Annotated in this window: 13 protein-coding genes; 7 read left to right on the top strand and 6 right to left on the bottom strand. The window is 71.0% G+C overall.

The window, feature by feature from the left end:
• Positions 1 to 91 precede the first annotated feature (91 nt).
• From ACQP2Y_RS08900 to ACQP2Y_RS08890, 3 genes are all read left to right on the top strand, one after another.
• Positions 92 to 496 carry a YjbQ family protein gene (locus ACQP2Y_RS08900; RefSeq protein WP_360548456.1) on the top strand — a complete coding sequence of 135 codons (405 nt, stop codon included), beginning with the start codon at positions 92 to 94 and terminating at the stop codon, positions 494 to 496.
• 149 nt (positions 497 to 645) lie between these two features.
• The gene (aceE, locus tag ACQP2Y_RS08895) at positions 646 to 3,384 is read left to right on the top strand and encodes a pyruvate dehydrogenase (acetyl-transferring), homodimeric type (RefSeq protein ID WP_433726248.1); all 2,739 of its coding nucleotides are present in this window, start codon (positions 646 to 648) and stop codon (positions 3,382 to 3,384) included.
• A 92-nt stretch (positions 3,385 to 3,476) separates the two neighbouring features.
• Complete coding sequence (locus ACQP2Y_RS08890) at positions 3,477 to 5,597, top strand: methyl-accepting chemotaxis protein (protein WP_433726246.1); 2,121 nt, start codon at positions 3,477 to 3,479, stop codon at positions 5,595 to 5,597.
• A gap of 13 nt (positions 5,598 to 5,610) precedes the next feature.
• Here ACQP2Y_RS08890 and ACQP2Y_RS08885 read toward each other — a convergent pair whose 3' ends face one another.
• Complete coding sequence (locus ACQP2Y_RS08885) at positions 5,611 to 6,144, bottom strand: dihydrofolate reductase family protein (RefSeq protein ID WP_433726244.1); 534 nt, start codon at positions 6,142 to 6,144, stop codon at positions 5,611 to 5,613.
• Positions 6,145 to 6,235: 91 nt separating this feature from the next.
• On the opposite strand from ACQP2Y_RS08885, the gene ACQP2Y_RS08880 reads away from it, so the two are divergent.
• Both ACQP2Y_RS08880 and ACQP2Y_RS08875 read left to right on the top strand, forming a co-directional pair.
• Positions 6,236 to 7,261, top strand: coding sequence for a winged helix DNA-binding domain-containing protein (locus tag ACQP2Y_RS08880; RefSeq protein WP_433726242.1), 1,026 nt, complete (start codon positions 6,236 to 6,238; stop codon positions 7,259 to 7,261).
• A 19-nt stretch (positions 7,262 to 7,280) separates the two neighbouring features.
• Complete coding sequence (locus ACQP2Y_RS08875) at positions 7,281 to 8,534, top strand: MFS transporter (RefSeq protein ID WP_433726240.1); 1,254 nt, start codon at positions 7,281 to 7,283, stop codon at positions 8,532 to 8,534.
• Positions 8,535 to 8,560: 26 nt separating this feature from the next.
• Here the strand turns inward: ACQP2Y_RS08875 and ACQP2Y_RS08870 are convergent, their stop codons facing one another.
• Positions 8,561 to 9,928, bottom strand: a complete 1,368-nt coding sequence (locus tag ACQP2Y_RS08870) for a glycosyl hydrolase family 18 protein (RefSeq protein WP_433726238.1) — start codon at positions 9,926 to 9,928, stop codon at positions 8,561 to 8,563.
• Positions 9,929 to 10,073: 145 nt separating this feature from the next.
• Here ACQP2Y_RS08870 and gltX point away from each other — a divergent pair, with 145 nt between their 5' ends.
• A complete protein-coding gene (gltX, locus tag ACQP2Y_RS08865) occupies positions 10,074 to 11,483 on the top strand; it encodes a glutamate--tRNA ligase (RefSeq protein WP_433726236.1) in 1,410 nt (469 codons plus the stop codon).
• Positions 11,484 to 11,843: 360 nt separating this feature from the next.
• A complete protein-coding gene (locus ACQP2Y_RS08860; RefSeq protein WP_433726234.1) occupies positions 11,844 to 12,533 on the top strand; it encodes a hypothetical protein in 690 nt (229 codons plus the stop codon).
• A 2-nt stretch (positions 12,534 to 12,535) separates the two neighbouring features.
• Here the strand turns inward: ACQP2Y_RS08860 and ACQP2Y_RS08855 are convergent, their stop codons facing one another.
• The 4 genes from ACQP2Y_RS08855 to ACQP2Y_RS08840 all read right to left on the bottom strand — a co-directional run bounded on the left by ACQP2Y_RS08855 (position 12,536) and on the right by ACQP2Y_RS08840 (position 14,757).
• Positions 12,536 to 13,300: a hypothetical protein gene (locus tag ACQP2Y_RS08855; protein ID WP_433726232.1), complete on the bottom strand. Its 765-nt coding sequence runs from the start codon at positions 13,298 to 13,300 to the stop codon at positions 12,536 to 12,538.
• Positions 13,297 to 13,818, bottom strand: coding sequence for a sigma factor-like helix-turn-helix DNA-binding protein (locus tag ACQP2Y_RS08850; protein WP_433726230.1), 522 nt, complete (start codon positions 13,816 to 13,818; stop codon positions 13,297 to 13,299). The genes ACQP2Y_RS08855 and ACQP2Y_RS08850 overlap by 4 nt, the downstream gene beginning before the upstream one ends.
• A 47-nt stretch (positions 13,819 to 13,865) precedes the next feature.
• A complete protein-coding gene (locus ACQP2Y_RS08845) occupies positions 13,866 to 14,429 on the bottom strand; it encodes a TetR/AcrR family transcriptional regulator (protein ID WP_360548477.1) in 564 nt (187 codons plus the stop codon).
• A 94-nt stretch (positions 14,430 to 14,523) separates the two neighbouring features.
• Complete coding sequence (locus tag ACQP2Y_RS08840; RefSeq protein WP_360833876.1) at positions 14,524 to 14,757, bottom strand: hypothetical protein; 234 nt, start codon at positions 14,755 to 14,757, stop codon at positions 14,524 to 14,526.
• Between the last annotated feature and the right edge of the window lie 370 nt (positions 14,758 to 15,127).

Below are 15,127 nucleotides of genomic sequence, written 5' to 3'. Positions count from 1 at the left end.
TGCGGGTTCTGGTTTGTGATCGTGGGTGTCTGCTTCCTCGTGCTCGACCTCTATACGTAGCGTGTCAGCACGAATGGCAGACTTCCCGGCTATGGACACCACGGTGATCACCGTCCGGACCGGGGACCGGCCGGTCGTCCGGGACATCACGGGCGAGGCCGAGCAGTTCGTCAGCGGCCGCGGCGACGGACTGCTGCACGTGTTCGTGCCGCACGCCACCGCCGGGGTAGCGATCATCGAGACCGGGGCGGGCTCCGACGAGGACCTGCTCACCGCCATCGACGAGCTGCTGCCGGCCGAGGACAAGTGGCGGCACCGGCACGGCTCGCGCGGGCACGGCCGCGATCACGTCCTGCCCGCCTGGATCCCCCCGTACGCGTCCCTGCCGGTCATCGGCGGGCGCATCCAGCTCGGCACCTGGCAGTCCATCTGCCTGGTCGACCCGAACGGCGACAACCCGTCGCGCCAGGTGAGGTTCAGCTTTCTCGCAGGTTGACTTCAAGTTACTGCTCAGTACGTGTGTCGAGCGTCGCGTACCCGGACGGTAGGCGTGACGACAGACACCGACAGGGGGCAGGATGGAACCATTCCCGTGCGGTTCACACAATGAGTCGCACGGTCCGACACCGACCAAGAGGAATGCCTGTGGCCACGGAACGCAAGCGCCCGGTGATCAGCGACGGCCTGCCGAGCCAGCTTCCGGACATCGACCCCGAGGAAACCAGCGAGTGGGTCGAGTCGCTCGACGGAGTCATCGACGAAGGTGGCGCCAAGCGCGCCCGCTACGTGATGTTGCGCCTGCTCGAGCGGGCCCGGGAGCGACAGGTCGGTGTCCCGCCGCTGACGTCGACGGACTACATCAACACGATCTCGCCCGAGCAGGAGCCCTGGTTCCCCGGTGACGAGTTCGTCGAGCGCCGGATCCGGGCGTACATCCGCTGGAACGCCGCGATGCTGGTGCACCGCGCGCAGCGGCCGGAGATCGGCGTCGGCGGGCACATCTCGACGTACGCGTCCAGCGCCAGCCTCTACGAGGTCGGCATGAACCACTTCTTCCGCGGCAAGGACCACCCCGGCGGCGGCGACCACATCTTCTTCCAGGGTCACGCGTCCCCCGGCATGTACGCCCGCGCGTACCTCGAGGGCCGGCTCAGCGAGAACGACCTGGACGGCTTCCGCCAGGAGCTCAGCCACCCGGGCGGCGGCCTGCCGTCGTACCCGCACCCCCGGCTGATGAACAACTTCTGGGAGTTCCCGACGGTCAGCATGGGCCTCGGCCCGCTGAACGCGATCTACCAGGCCCGCTACAACCGCTACCTGCACAACCGCGGCATCAAGGACACCAGCCAGCAGCACGTCTGGGCGTTCCTCGGCGACGGTGAGATGGACGAGGTCGAGTCGCTCGGCGCGATCGGGGTGGCGGCCCGCGAGGAGCTCGACAACCTGACCTTCGTGATCAACTGCAACCTGCAGCGCCTCGACGGTCCGGTGCGCGGCAACGGCAAGATCATCCAGGAGATGGAGTCGTTCTTCCGGGGTGCCGGCTGGAACGTCATCAAGGTCGTCTGGGGCCGCGAGTGGGATTCGCTGCTGGCCGCCGACGGCGACGGCGCCCTGGTCAACCTCATGAACGTCACGCCGGACGGCGACTACCAGACGTACAAGGGCGAGTCCGGCGCGTACGTCCGGGAGAACTTCTTCGGCCGCGACCCGCGCACCCGCAAGCTGGTCGAGGGCATGACCGACGACCAGATCTGGAACCTCAAGCGCGGCGGCCACGACTACAAGAAGCTGTACGCGGCCTACAAGGCGGCCACCGAGCACACCGGCCAGCCGACCGTGATCCTGGCCAAGACCGTCAAGGGCTGGACGCTCGGCTCGCACTTCGAGGCCCGCAACGCCACGCACCAGATGAAGAAGCTGACCCTGGACGACCTCAAGCAGTTCCGGGACCGGCTCTACCTCGACATCCCGGACAAGCAGCTGGAAGACAACCCGTACCTCCCGCCGTACTACCACCCGGGTGAGAAGTCCGACGAGCTGCAGTACATGCTCGAGCGCCGCAAGGAGCTGGGCGGTTTCGTGCCGAGCCGGCGCACCAAGCACAAGTCGCTGGCGATCCCGGAGTCGAAGACCTTCGGTGACGTCAAGCGCGGCTCGGGCAAGCAGAAGGTCGCCACCACGATGGCCTTCGTCCGGCTGCTCAAGGATCTGATGCGCGACAAGGAGTTCGGGTCCCGCTGGGTGCCGATCATCCCGGACGAGGCGCGCACGTTCGGCATGGACTCGCTCTTCCCGACCAAGAAGATCTACTCGCCGCACGGCCAGACCTACACGTCGGTCGACCGCGAGCTCTTCCTGTCGTACAAGGAGTCGACGAGCGGGCAGATCCTGCACGAGGGCATCAACGAGGCCGGTTCGACCGCCAGCTTCATCGCGGCCGGCACCTCGTACGCCACCCACGACGAGCCGATGATCCCGCTGTACATCTTCTACTCGATGTTCGGCTTCCAGCGCACCGCCGACGAGCTGTGGGCGGCGGCGGACCAGATGACCCGCGGCTTCCTGCTCGGCGCGACCGCCGGGCGGACCACGCTCAACGGTGAGGGCCTGCAGCACGAGGACGGGCACTCGCTGCTGATCGCGGCGACGAACCCGGCCGTGGTGGCGTACGACCCGGCGTTCGCGTTCGAGATCGCGCACATCGTCGAGAACGGCCTGCACCGGATGTACGGCGAGCACCAGGAGAACGTCTTCTACTACCTGACCATCTACAACGAGCCGATCCTGCAGCCGGTGGAGCCGGACGAGGTCGACGTCGAGGGTCTGCTCAAGGGCATCTACCGCTATGCGGCGGCGCCCGGGACCAACGGTCCCAAGGCGCAGATCCTCGCCTCCGGCATGGGCATGCAGTGGGCGCTCAAGGCTCAGAAGCTGCTCGCCCAGGACTGGGGTGTGGGCGCGGACGTGTGGTCGGTGACGTCGTGGACGGAGCTGCGCCGCGACGCCGTCGAGACCGAGGAGCACAACCTGCTCAACCCGGGTGACGCGCCGCGCAAGCCGTACATCCGGACCAAGCTGGAGGGCACCGAGGGCCCGGCCATCGCGGTCAGCGACTGGATGCGGGCCGTGCCCGACCTGATCAGCCGCTGGATCCCGAACGAATACACGTCGCTTGGCACCGACGGCTTCGGGATGAGCGACACCCGGCACGCGCTGCGCCGCCACTTCCACGTGGACGCGGAGTCCATCGCGGTGGCCACGCTGCGCCGGCTCGCGCTCAGCGGCAAGGTGCCGGCGCACGTGCCGGCCGAGGCCGCCAAGAAGTACGCGATCGACGACGTCAACGCCGCTCCGGTGGGCGAGACCGGCGGCGACAGCTAGGCGATCGGACGAGAAAGGGGAGCCCCGCGGGGCTCCCCTTTTTTCTGCGCCAAGATCCTCAGCTGGGCCCGGATCCCGCCGAAAAGCCGGACATGGGGTTCCAGATCAGCCACAAACTGCTCGCGCTCGGTCTGGGAGGGGTGGTCAGCACCGCGGCCGTCCTCGTGGGCGTCGGTGCCTGGCAGAGCGACGCGTTCGCCGACAAGACCGGCGCCGCGGTCGCCACCCTCAATGCCGAGGACCTGGACCAGACCACCGCGAACGTGACCCGGCTGGTCGGTTCGGTCGGCGACGAGGTGCAGGGCGGGGTGGACAGCGACATGCAGGCCGCCGACGCGCTGCTCAAGCAGCGCGGCGGGCTGCGCCTGGACGGCGACACCACGACCTGGACTGCGACCAACCAGCTGTCGCAGGCCAAGCAGTCGGTGAAGCTGCCGCGGGCCACGGTCGGTGGGCAGTGGCTCGGTCAGAACACCGACGTCAAGAAGGCGACGCCGTTCGTCGACGACGTGCAGTCGCTGCTGGGCGGCACGGTCACGGTCTTCCAGCGGATGAACGACGCCGGCGACCTGCTGAGGGTGGCGACCAACGTCCGGGCCAAGACCGGCAACCGGGCCATCGGCACGTTCATCCCCGCGGTGACCGCGGAGGGGACCCCGAACGCCGTGGCCGCCGCGATCAAGGCCGGCAAGCCGTACCGGGGTGTGGCCCAGGTGGTCGACACCTGGTACATCTCCGCGTACGACCCGGTCAAGGACGCCTCCGGCAAGGTGATCGGCGCGCTCTATGTCGGCGTGCAGCAGGCGGCCGCCCTCAAGAACCTCACCGACGCGATCGCGGCCACCTCGGTCCGCGAGAACGGCTGGGTCACCGTCTACAGCACGGCGAAGGCGGACACCGGGCGGGTCATCGCCTCCAGTCTCGACGGGGCGGTCGGGCGGACCGACCTGGACGCCACGGACGCCGCCGGCACCGGGTACGTCAAGGAGATCGTCGCGCAGGCACCGCAGCTCGAGGGCGGGGCCACCTGGCGCAAGACGTACCGGCTGCCGGGTTCCGCGGGCGCGGGTGCGGGTCCCACGACCACGACGGTCGCCTACTACGCGCCGTACTCGTGGGCGATCGCCGTCGGTGGCTATGACGCCGACGCCTCCGGCGCGGTGGACGCGGTCCGCGACGGGCGGCGCGCCATGCTGACCGCGTTCCTCATCGCCGCCCTGCTGCTGGCCGTGGCCGGCGGCCTGTTCGCCGCCTGGCAGGCGCGCCGCATCTCCGGCCGGCTCGGCGGCCTGACCGCCGCCCTGGCCCGGCTGGCCCAGCGGGACCTGACCGTCTCCGTGCCGCCCAGCGCCCAGGACGAGATCGGCCGGGCCGGCACGGCCCTGAACACCGCCGTCGCCGAGCTGCGCGAGGTGATGGTCGAGGTCACCAACGCCTCGGACGGCGTCTCCCGGTCCGCCGGGCAGGTTGCCGCCACCGGCAGCGAGCTGACCACCTCCGCCGAGGACGCGTCCGGCCAGGCCGGCGCGGCCAGCGTGGCCGCCGAGGGCATCAGCCACGTCGTGCAGACGGTCGCGGCCGGCGCGGAGGAGATGGGCGCCTCGATCGGCGAGATCTCCAGCAACGCCCAGGACGCGGCGCGGGCCGGCCGCGACGGCGTCGGGCTGACCGAGACGGCCAGCGGCGTGATCGACGAGCTGCGGGTCTCCACCAGCAAGATCGCCGACGTGGTCCGGCTGATCGCCAGCATCGCCGAGCAGACCAACCTGCTCGCGCTGAACGCCACCATCGAGGCGGCCCGCGCCGGCGACCTCGGCAAGGGCTTCGCGGTGGTGGCCGGCGAGGTCAAGGAGCTGGCCCAGGAGACGGCCCGGGCGACCGACGACGTGACGGCCCGGGTCGCCGCGATCGAGGGGGACACCGCCCGCGCGGTCGAGGCGATCAACGCCATCACCGCCACCATCGCCCAGGTCAACGACTATCAGACGGCGATCGCCGCGGCGGTGGAGGAGCAGGCCGCGACGACCGCGGAGATGGCCCGCAACATCAGCGAGGTGGCCACCGGCAGCCAGGACATCGCGGTGGGCATCACCGCGGTCAGCGGCGCGGTGGACAGCACCCGGTCCGCGGTGGCGGTGTCCCACCAGGCGGCCGACGAGCTGAACGCGACCGCCCGGCGGCTGACCGGACTGGTGGGACGGTTCACCGTCTGAGCGCGGGCAGCGGTCAGGCCGGCAGGTAGGTGAGCACCTCGACGCCGGTCGTGGTGGTGAACGTGCTGCTCAGCTTCAGTGCGACCTTGGTGCCCTCGTCCCACAGCTTGCGGCCCTCGCCGACCACCACCGGGTAGACCATGATCCGGTACTCGTCGATGAGGTTGTGCCGGGTCAGCAGGTTGACCAGCGAGGCGCTGCCGTTGATCAGCAGCGGGCCGGAGTCGGTCTTGAGCCTGGTCACCGCTTCGACCACGTCACCCTGGAGGAACTCTGCGTTCCACTCCGGCTCGGTGAGCGTGGTGGTGGCGACGTACTTGGGCATGCCGTTCATCTTCTTGCCGAAGTCGCCGGTCGCCTCTTCCATCTGCGGCCAGGCGGCCTTGAAGCCCTCGTACGTCCGCCGGCCCAGCAGCAGCGCGTCGGCCTCCATGAGGTTGCTGCTCTGCCAGGCGCCGAGCTCGTCGTTGAAGTAGGGCCCGCTCCAGGCCGGCTCCTCGAAGACGCCGTCCAGGGTCACGTACTCCACCGCGATGGTCTTTCCCATGCTTGCCGGCCTCCCGCGTTATGGCGATCGAACAGCTGAGCCTGCCTCAGCCGGTCCCGCTGCGCCACCTCAACATGCGACGCTGCAGCGCGTGAAACTCGACGAGATCCTGCGACGCCGGATCGACCGGCACCACCTCGGCAGCACCAAGGCCGGCGACGTGGTCGCGGCGGCCCGGCGGGTCGGCGGCCTGCACGCCCAGGTCGCCTCCTCGGCGCTCGCCTCGGCGACCTTGCGGCTGGGCACCGAGCCGGATCTGGAGGCCGCGCTGTACCGGCAGAAGTCGCTGGTCCGGACCTGGGCCGCGCGGGGCACGCTGCACCTGCTGCCCGCGGCCGACCTGCCGCTCTGGGTGGCCGCGATGAGCACCCGGACCCGCGAGACCACCGGCTCGTGGCTCAAGTTCCACGGCGTGACGGCGGAGCAGATGCGCGACATCATCGCTGCGCTGCCCGACCTGCTGGGGGCCACGCCTCTGACCCGCGAGGAACTGGCCGGCGCGATCATCGAGGCCACCGGGCACGAGGACCTGCGCGGGCCGCTGATCCAGGGGTTCGGGGCGATCCTCAAGCCGCTGGCCTTCCGCGGACTGCTCTGCTCGGGTCCGCCCCGGGGCCGGCACGTGACGTTCGTGGCGCCGCGGGCCTGGCTGGGCGACTGGGAGCCGGTGCCCGCCGAGGACGCGATCGACCAGCTGGTGCTCCATCACCTGGACGCGTACGGGCCGGCCGACGCCGCCGAGTTCGCCCGCTGGTTCGACCTCAAGCCACCGCTGGCCAAGAAGTCCTTCGCCCGGCTGGCCGACCGGCTTCGGCCCGTCGGGGACGAGGGTTTCCTGCCGATCGACGCGCCGGACGCCGGCGGCGGGGACACGGTGCTGCTGCTGCCGGCCTTCGACCCGTACGTGGTGGGCAGCCTGCGCCGGCTCGAAACGGTGAGCAGCGGGCCGAAGTCGGCGGTTTCCCGGCCGCAGGGCTGGATCTCCCCCACGCTGGTGGTGAACGGCCGCATCGAGGGGGTGTGGGAGCTCGCCGACGGCCACCCAGTCGTCACGCCGTTCGCCCCGCTGTCCGCCGCGACCCGGCGGGCCCTGCCCGAGGGGTCCGTCATCCGCTGAAGCCCGCTCCGGGGGTCCGATGAGCGTCATGCAGGACGCGCCCGCCGCGCTGGCCGAGCCCGTACGGCCGGTCCACCGCTCGTGGGTCGCCCTGCTGTCCGCCGCGAACCTGGGTCTGTGGATGGCGTTCTTCACGCCGGTGCAGGTGCTGCTCCCGGGACAGATCAGCGAGCTGGGCATCGAGGGCAAGGAAGCCGCGCTGGGCTGGGTCACCGCCCTGGGCGCGCTGGTCGCGATCGTCGTCAACCCGCTGGCCGGCCTGTACTCCGACCGGACCCGGCTGCGCCTCGGCGGCCGGTCGTACGGCCGCCGGCACGTCTGGACGCTGGCCGGCGCCCTGATCGCCGCCCTGTCGCTGCTGGCCCTGGCCGGTCAGCGGCACCTCGCGGGAGTGGCACTGGGCTGGGCCGGCGCCCAGCTCGGGCTCAACATCATGCTGGCCACGCTGACCGCGGCGGTCCCGGACCGGGTGCCGGTGCGTCAGCGGGGCATGGTCTCCGGCTGGATCGGCATGCCGCAGGCGCTCGGCCTGGTGCTCGGCGCGGTGCTGGTCACCGCGGTGGTCACCGGCGTCGCCGCGGGTTACCTGGTGATGGCCCTGGTCCTGCTGCTGCTGGCCGTGCCGTTCGTGCTGCTGACCCCGGACGATCCGCTGCCCGCCGGGCCGGCCCGGCCGCGGTCGCGGACCGGGCTGTGGCGGGTCCTGCGGGAGCATCCCGACTTCGGCTGGGCCTGGGGCACCCGGTTCCTGGTCCAGCTCGGCAACGCCCTGGGCACGCTCTACCTGCTGTACTTCCTCACCGACCGGCTCCGGCTGGCCGACCCGGACACCGGACTGCTGATCATGATCCTGCTCTACACGGCGGGCATGGTCGCGACCGCGGTGCTCGGCGGCCGGCTCTCCGACCGGTCCGGGCGCCGCAAGATCTTCGTGGTGTGGTCCGGTGTGGTCATCGCGGTCGCCGCCCTGCTGCTGGCGATCTGGCCGACCTGGCCGGTGGCCCTGGTCGCCTCGGTGCTGCTGGGCGCGGGCTACGGAGTCTATCTGGCGGTCGACACCGCGCTGATCACCCAGGTGCTGCCGGCCGCGGTGGACCGGGCCAAGGACCTCGGGGTGATCAACATCGCGACGGCCGCGCCGCAGGTGCTGGGGCCGGCCATCGCGGCGCCGCTGGTCACCCACCTGGGCGGCTATTCCACCCTGTACGCGCTGACCGCGGCGGTCACCCTGCTCGGCGCGGTCCTGGTGGTACGGATCCGCGCGGTCCCCTGAGTCAGCGGAACCGCGCGGATCAGCTGTCACGCGGGCAGGGTCCAACGCTGGTTCGTACCGGCGAAGCACTCCCAGATCTGCAGCCGGGTGCCGTTGGCCGAGCTGTTGTTCGACGCGTCCAGGCACTTGTTGCTGACCGGGTTGCGCAGCGTGCCGTTGCTCTGCGCCTGCCACTGCTGGGCACCGGTGCCGTTGCAGTCGTAGATCTGCACCAGCGAGCCGTTCGCGGTGCCGGCCGCCGCCACGTCCAGGCACTTGCCCAGCCCGCGCAGGGTGCCGTCGGTCGCGACGGTCCAGTTCTGCGCGGCGCTGCCGTTGCAGTCGTAGAGCTGCACGGCGGTGCCGTTGGCCGACGACGCCGCGGCGATGTCGACGCACTTGCCGCCGATGCCGGTGATCCGGCCGGTGCGCCCCGAGGGCGGCGGGGTGGTCGGCGTGCCACCGCCGGTCGCCGTCGCGTAGATGGCGCTGACCAGCGAGTTGGCGCCCGTCGCGTCCTGGGAGAGCTCCCAGTTCATGATGCCGCCGGCGTTGGCCATGGCCCACTGGGTCTTGCGGCGGATCGTCGGCAGGCCGTTGTAGCACTCCTGCACGCCGCTGATCGTGGCGCAGTCCTGGTTGGCGAAGGCCGGGTTGGTGGCGACGATCTGCGCGTACGTCTTGTAGCCGGGACGGCTGTAGAACGGGACGCCCAGCACCGCCTTGCTGGCGGGCAGGCCGCGGCCCTTCCAGAAGTTGACGCTGGCGATCGACCAGTCGTAGTTGGCGTGCGGGCTGCCGCCGTCGTACGCCATGATGTTGAGCCAGTCGACCATGCCGAACACCGCCGGCTGCACGCCGTTGGCCGTGCCGCCCTCGGAGACGACCGCCGCGGTGAGCAGCTTGCCCTGGCCGTGCAGGGCGGTGCTGAGCTGCTGCATCAGGGCCGTGTAGTTGTTGCCCGAGGTGCCCGGGTCGGGGTATTCCCAGTCGATGTCGATGCCGTCCAGGTTGTACTGGCCGACCAGGCCCATGACGGCGTTGACGAAGGTGGTGCGGGCGCCGGAGTTGCCGGCGAGCGCCTCGAAGGCCGAGTCGTTGCCGTCGTTCCAGCCGCCGAGGGCGAGTCCGACCTTGACGTTGTTCTGGTGTCCGAGCGAGACCAGCGACTGCAGCTTGGCCGGGTCCGGGACGGCCTGCAGGGTGCCGTTGGAGTTCGGCAGCACGAAGGCGTAGTTGATGTGGGTGAGCTTGCTGTACTGGATGCTGTTGACGCTGCCGGCCCAGGACGGCATGTAGCCGACGCTCTTGAAGTTGTTGGGCAGTACGGCGGCCTCGGACGTGCCTTGCATGGCGATCGCGCTGGTGGCCACCACGGCGACCGCAGCGGCTGCGGCAGCCAGTCTTCTCTTCATCAGGGACCTCTCTGTCCGGCGTGGGGGCGCCGTCGGGGATGACATCGGGCGGCTGAAGTTTAAGAAGGTTAACTAATAGTCGTCAATATAAGACGTGATAAAAGGTCGCTGACAAGGGACTCGACAAGCGCCGTAGGCTGGTCGGGTGACAGTACGCGTACGCTTCGCCCCTTCTCCGACCGGAATGTTCCACGTCGGCGGTGCCCGCTCGGCGCTGCAGAACTGGATCTTCGCCCAGCAGCACGGTGGCGTCTTCGTCCTGCGCATCGAGGACACCGACGCCGCCCGCAACCGTCCCGAGTGGACGGAGGGCATCCTCTCGGCGCTCGACTGGATCGGCATCGAGCGCGGCTCCTACGAGGGCCCCTACTACCAGTCGACGTACGCCGCGGAGCACACCGCCGCCGCGACCCGCCTCTACGGCGAGGGTCGCGCCTACTACTGCGACTGCACCCGCGACGACGTGATCGCCCGCACCGGCAACACCCACATCGGCTACGACGGCTTCTGCCGCGACCGGGCGCTGGGCCCCGGCGAGGGACGGGCGCTGCGCTTCCGCACGCCCGACGAGGGCGAGACCGTGGTCGTCGACCTGGTCCGCGGCGAGCCCACCTTCGAGAACAAACTGCTCGAGGACTTCGTCATCGCCCGCAGCGACGGCTCGGCCGTCTTCCTGCTGGCCAACGTCGTGGACGACATGACCATGGGGATCACCCACGTGATCCGGGCCGAGGAGCACCTGCCCAACACCCCGAAGCAGCAGCTGCTCTGGGAGGCGCTCGGGGTCAAGCCCCCGGTGTGGGGACACGTGCCGGTCATCGTCAACGAGAAGCGGCAGAAGCTCTCCAAGCGGCGGGACAAGGTGGCCCTGGAGTCGTACCGCGACGAGGGCTATCTCGCCGCCGCCATGCGCAACTACCTGTTGCTGCTCGGCTGGGCACCCTCCGGCGACCGTGAGATCGTGCCCTGGTCGGTCGTCGAGGAGGAGTTCCGGCTCGAGAACGTCAGCCACTCCCCCGCGTTCTTCGACGTGAAGAAGCTGCGGGCGTTCAACGGCGACTACATCCGGGCCCTGGACGCCGAGGAGTTCGCCGCGGTGTGCGCGCCCTGGCTGGGCGGCACCGACACGATCCCGGCACCGCCGTGGGAGCCGTCGGCCTTCGACTCCAACGTGTTCGCCGCGGTGGCGCCGCTGGCCCAGACCCGCATCGCCGTGCTCAGCGAGATCGTCGACTACGTCGACTTCCTCTTCCTGGCCGAGCCGGTCCGCGACGAGCAGTCGTGGAACAAGGCGATGAAGGGGGGCGCGGGCGACATCCTGGACGCCGCCGTCGCGGCGTTCGGCGCGCTGGAGACGTGGTCGGCCGAGCCGCTGAAGGCCGCCCTCGAGCGGGTCGGCGAGGAGCGCGGGCTCAAGCTGGGCAAGACCCAGGCACCGGTACGCGTCGCGACGACCGGCCGCACGATCGGCCTGCCGCTGTTCGAATCACTGGAGGTGCTGGGCCGCGAGCGCACCCTGGCCCGGCTGGCGGCGGCCCGGTCCCGCCTGGCCTGAGGTTTCGTGACCATTTCGGTACGCGCGCGCTTCGATGACGGCGCGCGCGTACCTCACCAGGCAACGTCCTGGCCAGTTCAGCCCGTCAAAGGGGTATGAACGTCAGCAGCACGGGTGACCGGAACCCCCTCGGCTTGCCCTCGCTGGGTACTATTCGCCCGCTGATCAGCGGCCAAGGTCCACCGATGCAGTCGATCCCAGATAGCTCCAATTCGTCCCGTTCCGGGATGCGGCCGAGACGATCTGCGGGCAGGCTGTGAGGACTGGGCCGTGCCGGCGACGGGTCCTTGCGGGCGCGCCGTTCCGGCCGGCGCACGGATGTCATCCACGGGGCGGGGAGGCCGGACGGTGGTTCAAGGGGTGATCGCCCGATTGCTGTCGGCGACCGGAGTGTTCGCGGCGACTGTTGCGCTGAGCGCGGGAGTCGCCGCACCCAGCGCTGCGCAGGCCGCGCCGGACCGGCTCGCCGCCGGTGCCGCGCCGGCCGCGCCCAAGGCGCCGGCCAAGCCCACGGCGGTGCAGATCGCCGGCAAGTTCCCCGGCAACAGTGTGACGGTGCAGCAGAGCGAGCGGCCGGACCTGTTCAAGCAGCTGCTCAGTGAGGTCAGCTGGCTGGCGACCACGCCGCCGACCACCTCCAAGCCGGAAGCGAAGAAGCTCGGCCCCAAGTTCACGGTCACCGTGCTGATCAAGGACAAGGCCAACCAGACCTACGAGCTCTACCCGAACGCCGCCGGCGGCCCGCGGGCGTTCCGGCCGGCCAAGCAGCCGACCGGCAAGAAGACGCCCGGTTGGTTCTACGGGCGGCTGACCATGTCGGAGTCGCTGCGTCTGAGCGGCGTGCCGCTCAAGGAGAAGCCGGACGTGGTCAGCGGCGGCATCGGTGGCGGCATCGGCGAGGACGTGCAGGCCGAGGAGCTGGACCCGGTCGAGGGCGTCAACGACGTGCTGGCCGACATGCGCCGGCTGTACCTGCTCAACGGCGCGGTCCTGCTCACGATCCTGCTGGGCCTGGGCGGCATCGCGTTCCTGATCCGCCGCCGGGTCTGACCTCAACCGGCCGGGCGCACCGGGACCCGCAGGATCGGGCAGGCGGGGGCGGGCGCGTTGCAGCGCTCACCCACCCCGAAGGCGTCCGGCAGGCGCCGGTTCGTGGCCGCCTGAGCCACCTCCACCGTGGTCAGCGGAGGCTCGCCCAGCTCGGCGCTGCCGGTGCCCCGTTCCCCGGTGGCCATCACTGCCACCGTGCGGCCGTCGACCACCCGGCGGGCGATCACCTCGTGGACCTGCCAGTCGACGTCGCCGGTCTCGGCGTAGCGCGCGTACTCGATGCCGCCGCGGGTCCGGTCCGGCAGCGCGCAGGCCTCCGGCTCGGCCTGCACGGGCAGGCAGAGCCCGGCCGGCGCGTCGTAGACGGCGACCTCGACCAGACCCCGCGGCTCCCCGTCCGCGTTCAGCACCGCGTACTGCCGCCAGCCCGTGCCCGCGCTGGGCGGGCGCGGCACGATCCGGTAACCCTTGGCGTCCACCGGCGGTGCCAGCACGCTCAGCACCGGGTCGAGGACGGCGGACGGGCGGGGCTGCGGGACGGGCACCGCGGCGGTCGAGCGGGCCTTGTGCCCGGGCAGCAGGACGTTCGTGAGGACGAAGCCCAGCAGCACGACCAGGGCCACCGCGACCAGGCCGGCCAGCACCACGCGCCAGGCCCGGCGGCGGCGCAGCCGGTCGGCCCGCCGGTTGATGTCCGGAACCGCGTCGCCGGGCGGCGGCTCGCTCTCGCAGGCCTTCTCCAGCACCGCCGTGAGCAGCGCACTCATCGCACGTCCACCGGCCGGGCGGCGGCCAGCAGGCCCGCGAAGGCGCCCAGCCCCTCCGCCTCGAAGGCGAGCACCCTGCTGTCGTCCAGGTCGAGGGCGTCGGCGGTCTCGTCGATGGCCAGCCCGCAGAAGTGCCGCAGCACCAGCACGGCCCGGCAGCGCGGGCTGAGGCCGTGCAGCGCGTCCAGCACCAGCACGGTGTGCACGGCGTCGACCTCGGCAGGCGCGGTGGCCAGTTGCAGCTGACCGCCGCCCGAGCCTCGATCGGCCGGGACGGGTTCGGTGAGCAGGGCTGGTTCCGGGGCGACGAAGACGTGCTCGCGCCGGCCGCGGGGCTTCTTGAAGGCGGCCATCAGATCGGCGTACGCCCACAGGTCCGGCTCGGTGATGTCGGGATCGGCGAGCACCCGGGCCAGGGTGGTGCGGGCCAGTTCGTCGGCGAGCGCCCAGTCGCCGCACATCAGGAACGCGGCGCGGCGCAGCTGGATGTACCGCTCCAGAACGTACCCGTCGGACATAAGCCTCTTTATAGGCCACAGCACCCGGGCGGCGATGCCGAACGGCCTCACGTGCCGCTAACGGTGACCTCCACCAGCCGGACCAGGTCGTCCAGGTCGGCGTCGAACTCCCCCGCGGCGTCCTCGTGGCAGGCCGCCTCGTCCGCGGGCAGCCCCCCGGTCACCTCGCCGACGGTGTAGCCGAGCAGGAACGCGCAGATCATCCGGGTCAGCCGCGGCACCTGCTCCCCCGGCACGCCGGCGTCGTGCAGGCAGCCGCGCAGGGCGGCGGTCAGCCAGGAGGCGGAGGCGCCGGCGGAGCGGCGGTTCAGCAGCAACGGGTACGCGCCGGGGTGCGCCCGGGACAACGCCCGTACCGCCCGGCCCAGGGCCCGCAGGCGCTGCCGCCAGTCAATGTCGCCGGGGTCCTCGCCGTACTCGGTGCCCAGCTCCAGGTGCAGCAGGTCGACGAGCCCGTCCAGCAGGGCGTCCTTGCCACCGACGTACGGGTAGAGGGCCATCGAGGTGAGCCCGACCCGTTCGGCGACGGCGCGCATGGACATGGCACCGAGGCCGTGTTCGTCGACGAGGGCGAGGGCCTGGTCGAGGATGAGTCGTCTCTTGTCGTCCACGGACACACACGGTGCCGAGACGGGCCGGACGATGGGCCATAACCAGCCCGCCACACCGCAGTCAGTCACCCACGAGGGTGAGCGGGACGCCGCTTCAGCACCAGCGGCCGGGCGGACGCCCCCGGCTCACTGCCCGGCGCCGGGGCCGGACCGCGCCGTGCAGGTGGGCACCGGCCCAGCCGCGCAGCTCGGTGCGGCAGCCGACCCGGTGCGGGATGTCGTCGACCGGCTCCTCGGTGGCCTGTGCGGACGCGACCGAGGGAAACGGCTCCTCCGCGGCGACCTGCTCCGCTTCGGCGTACAGCTGGCCGTCCTCGCGTTCCGTCATCCCTGCCCCCTCTCCTGCCCGCCGTCCGGACCACCGGGTCTCATCGGCACCGCGCCGCCCGTCATAAGACCTCGCACCTACGAGTCGTGCGGTGCTAGGACGACACCCTGCCAGGTCACCGACCGAAATCACGGTGAAGGCGCACCGCTATATCGGACAAATAACCCAAAGGTTACAGATGAAGAATGCTCGGCAACCGCGCGGAACGGTACAGCCAGCAGGCAGGTCACGGCCATGGAAAGACATGCCAGGCACCGGCGACCGCCCGCGAGCCCGGTCGTGACAGGCTGGCCGGGTGGCAGAGGAGGCGAAACCCGGCGGTACGGCGAAACGCCCCCCGCTGGCCGCGACCCTGCGCCGCGTCGAGCGC

This window comes from Actinoplanes sp. CA-051413, assembly GCF_050955795.1.
GTDB lineage: Bacteria > Actinomycetota > Actinomycetes > Mycobacteriales > Micromonosporaceae > Actinoplanes.
The sequence above is the reverse complement of the archived record's forward strand: the minus strand, read 5'-3'. Positions and strand labels throughout refer to the sequence as shown.

Bases quoted from the DNA above. Each gene is read 5' to 3' on its own strand.
- ACQP2Y_RS08870 (WP_433726238.1), bottom strand. From the start codon at position 9,928: ATGAAGAGAAGACTGGCTGCCGCAGCCGCTGCGGTCGCCGTGGTGGCC.
- ACQP2Y_RS08890 (WP_433726246.1), top strand. From the start codon at position 3,477: ATGGGGTTCCAGATCAGCCACAAACTGCTCGCGCTCGGTCTGGGAGGG.
- ACQP2Y_RS08855 (WP_433726232.1), bottom strand. From the start codon at position 13,300: ATGAGTGCGCTGCTCACGGCGGTGCTGGAGAAGGCCTGCGAGAGCGAG.
- ACQP2Y_RS08875 (WP_433726240.1), top strand. From the start codon at position 7,281: ATGAGCGTCATGCAGGACGCGCCCGCCGCGCTGGCCGAGCCCGTACGG.
- ACQP2Y_RS08900 (WP_360548456.1), top strand. From the start codon at position 92: ATGGACACCACGGTGATCACCGTCCGGACCGGGGACCGGCCGGTCGTC.
- ACQP2Y_RS08840 (WP_360833876.1), bottom strand. From the start codon at position 14,757: ATGACGGAACGCGAGGACGGCCAGCTGTACGCCGAAGCGGAGCAGGTC.
- ACQP2Y_RS08850 (WP_433726230.1), bottom strand. From the start codon at position 13,818: ATGTCCGACGGGTACGTTCTGGAGCGGTACATCCAGCTGCGCCGCGCC.
- ACQP2Y_RS08885 (WP_433726244.1), bottom strand. From the start codon at position 6,144: ATGGGAAAGACCATCGCGGTGGAGTACGTGACCCTGGACGGCGTCTTC.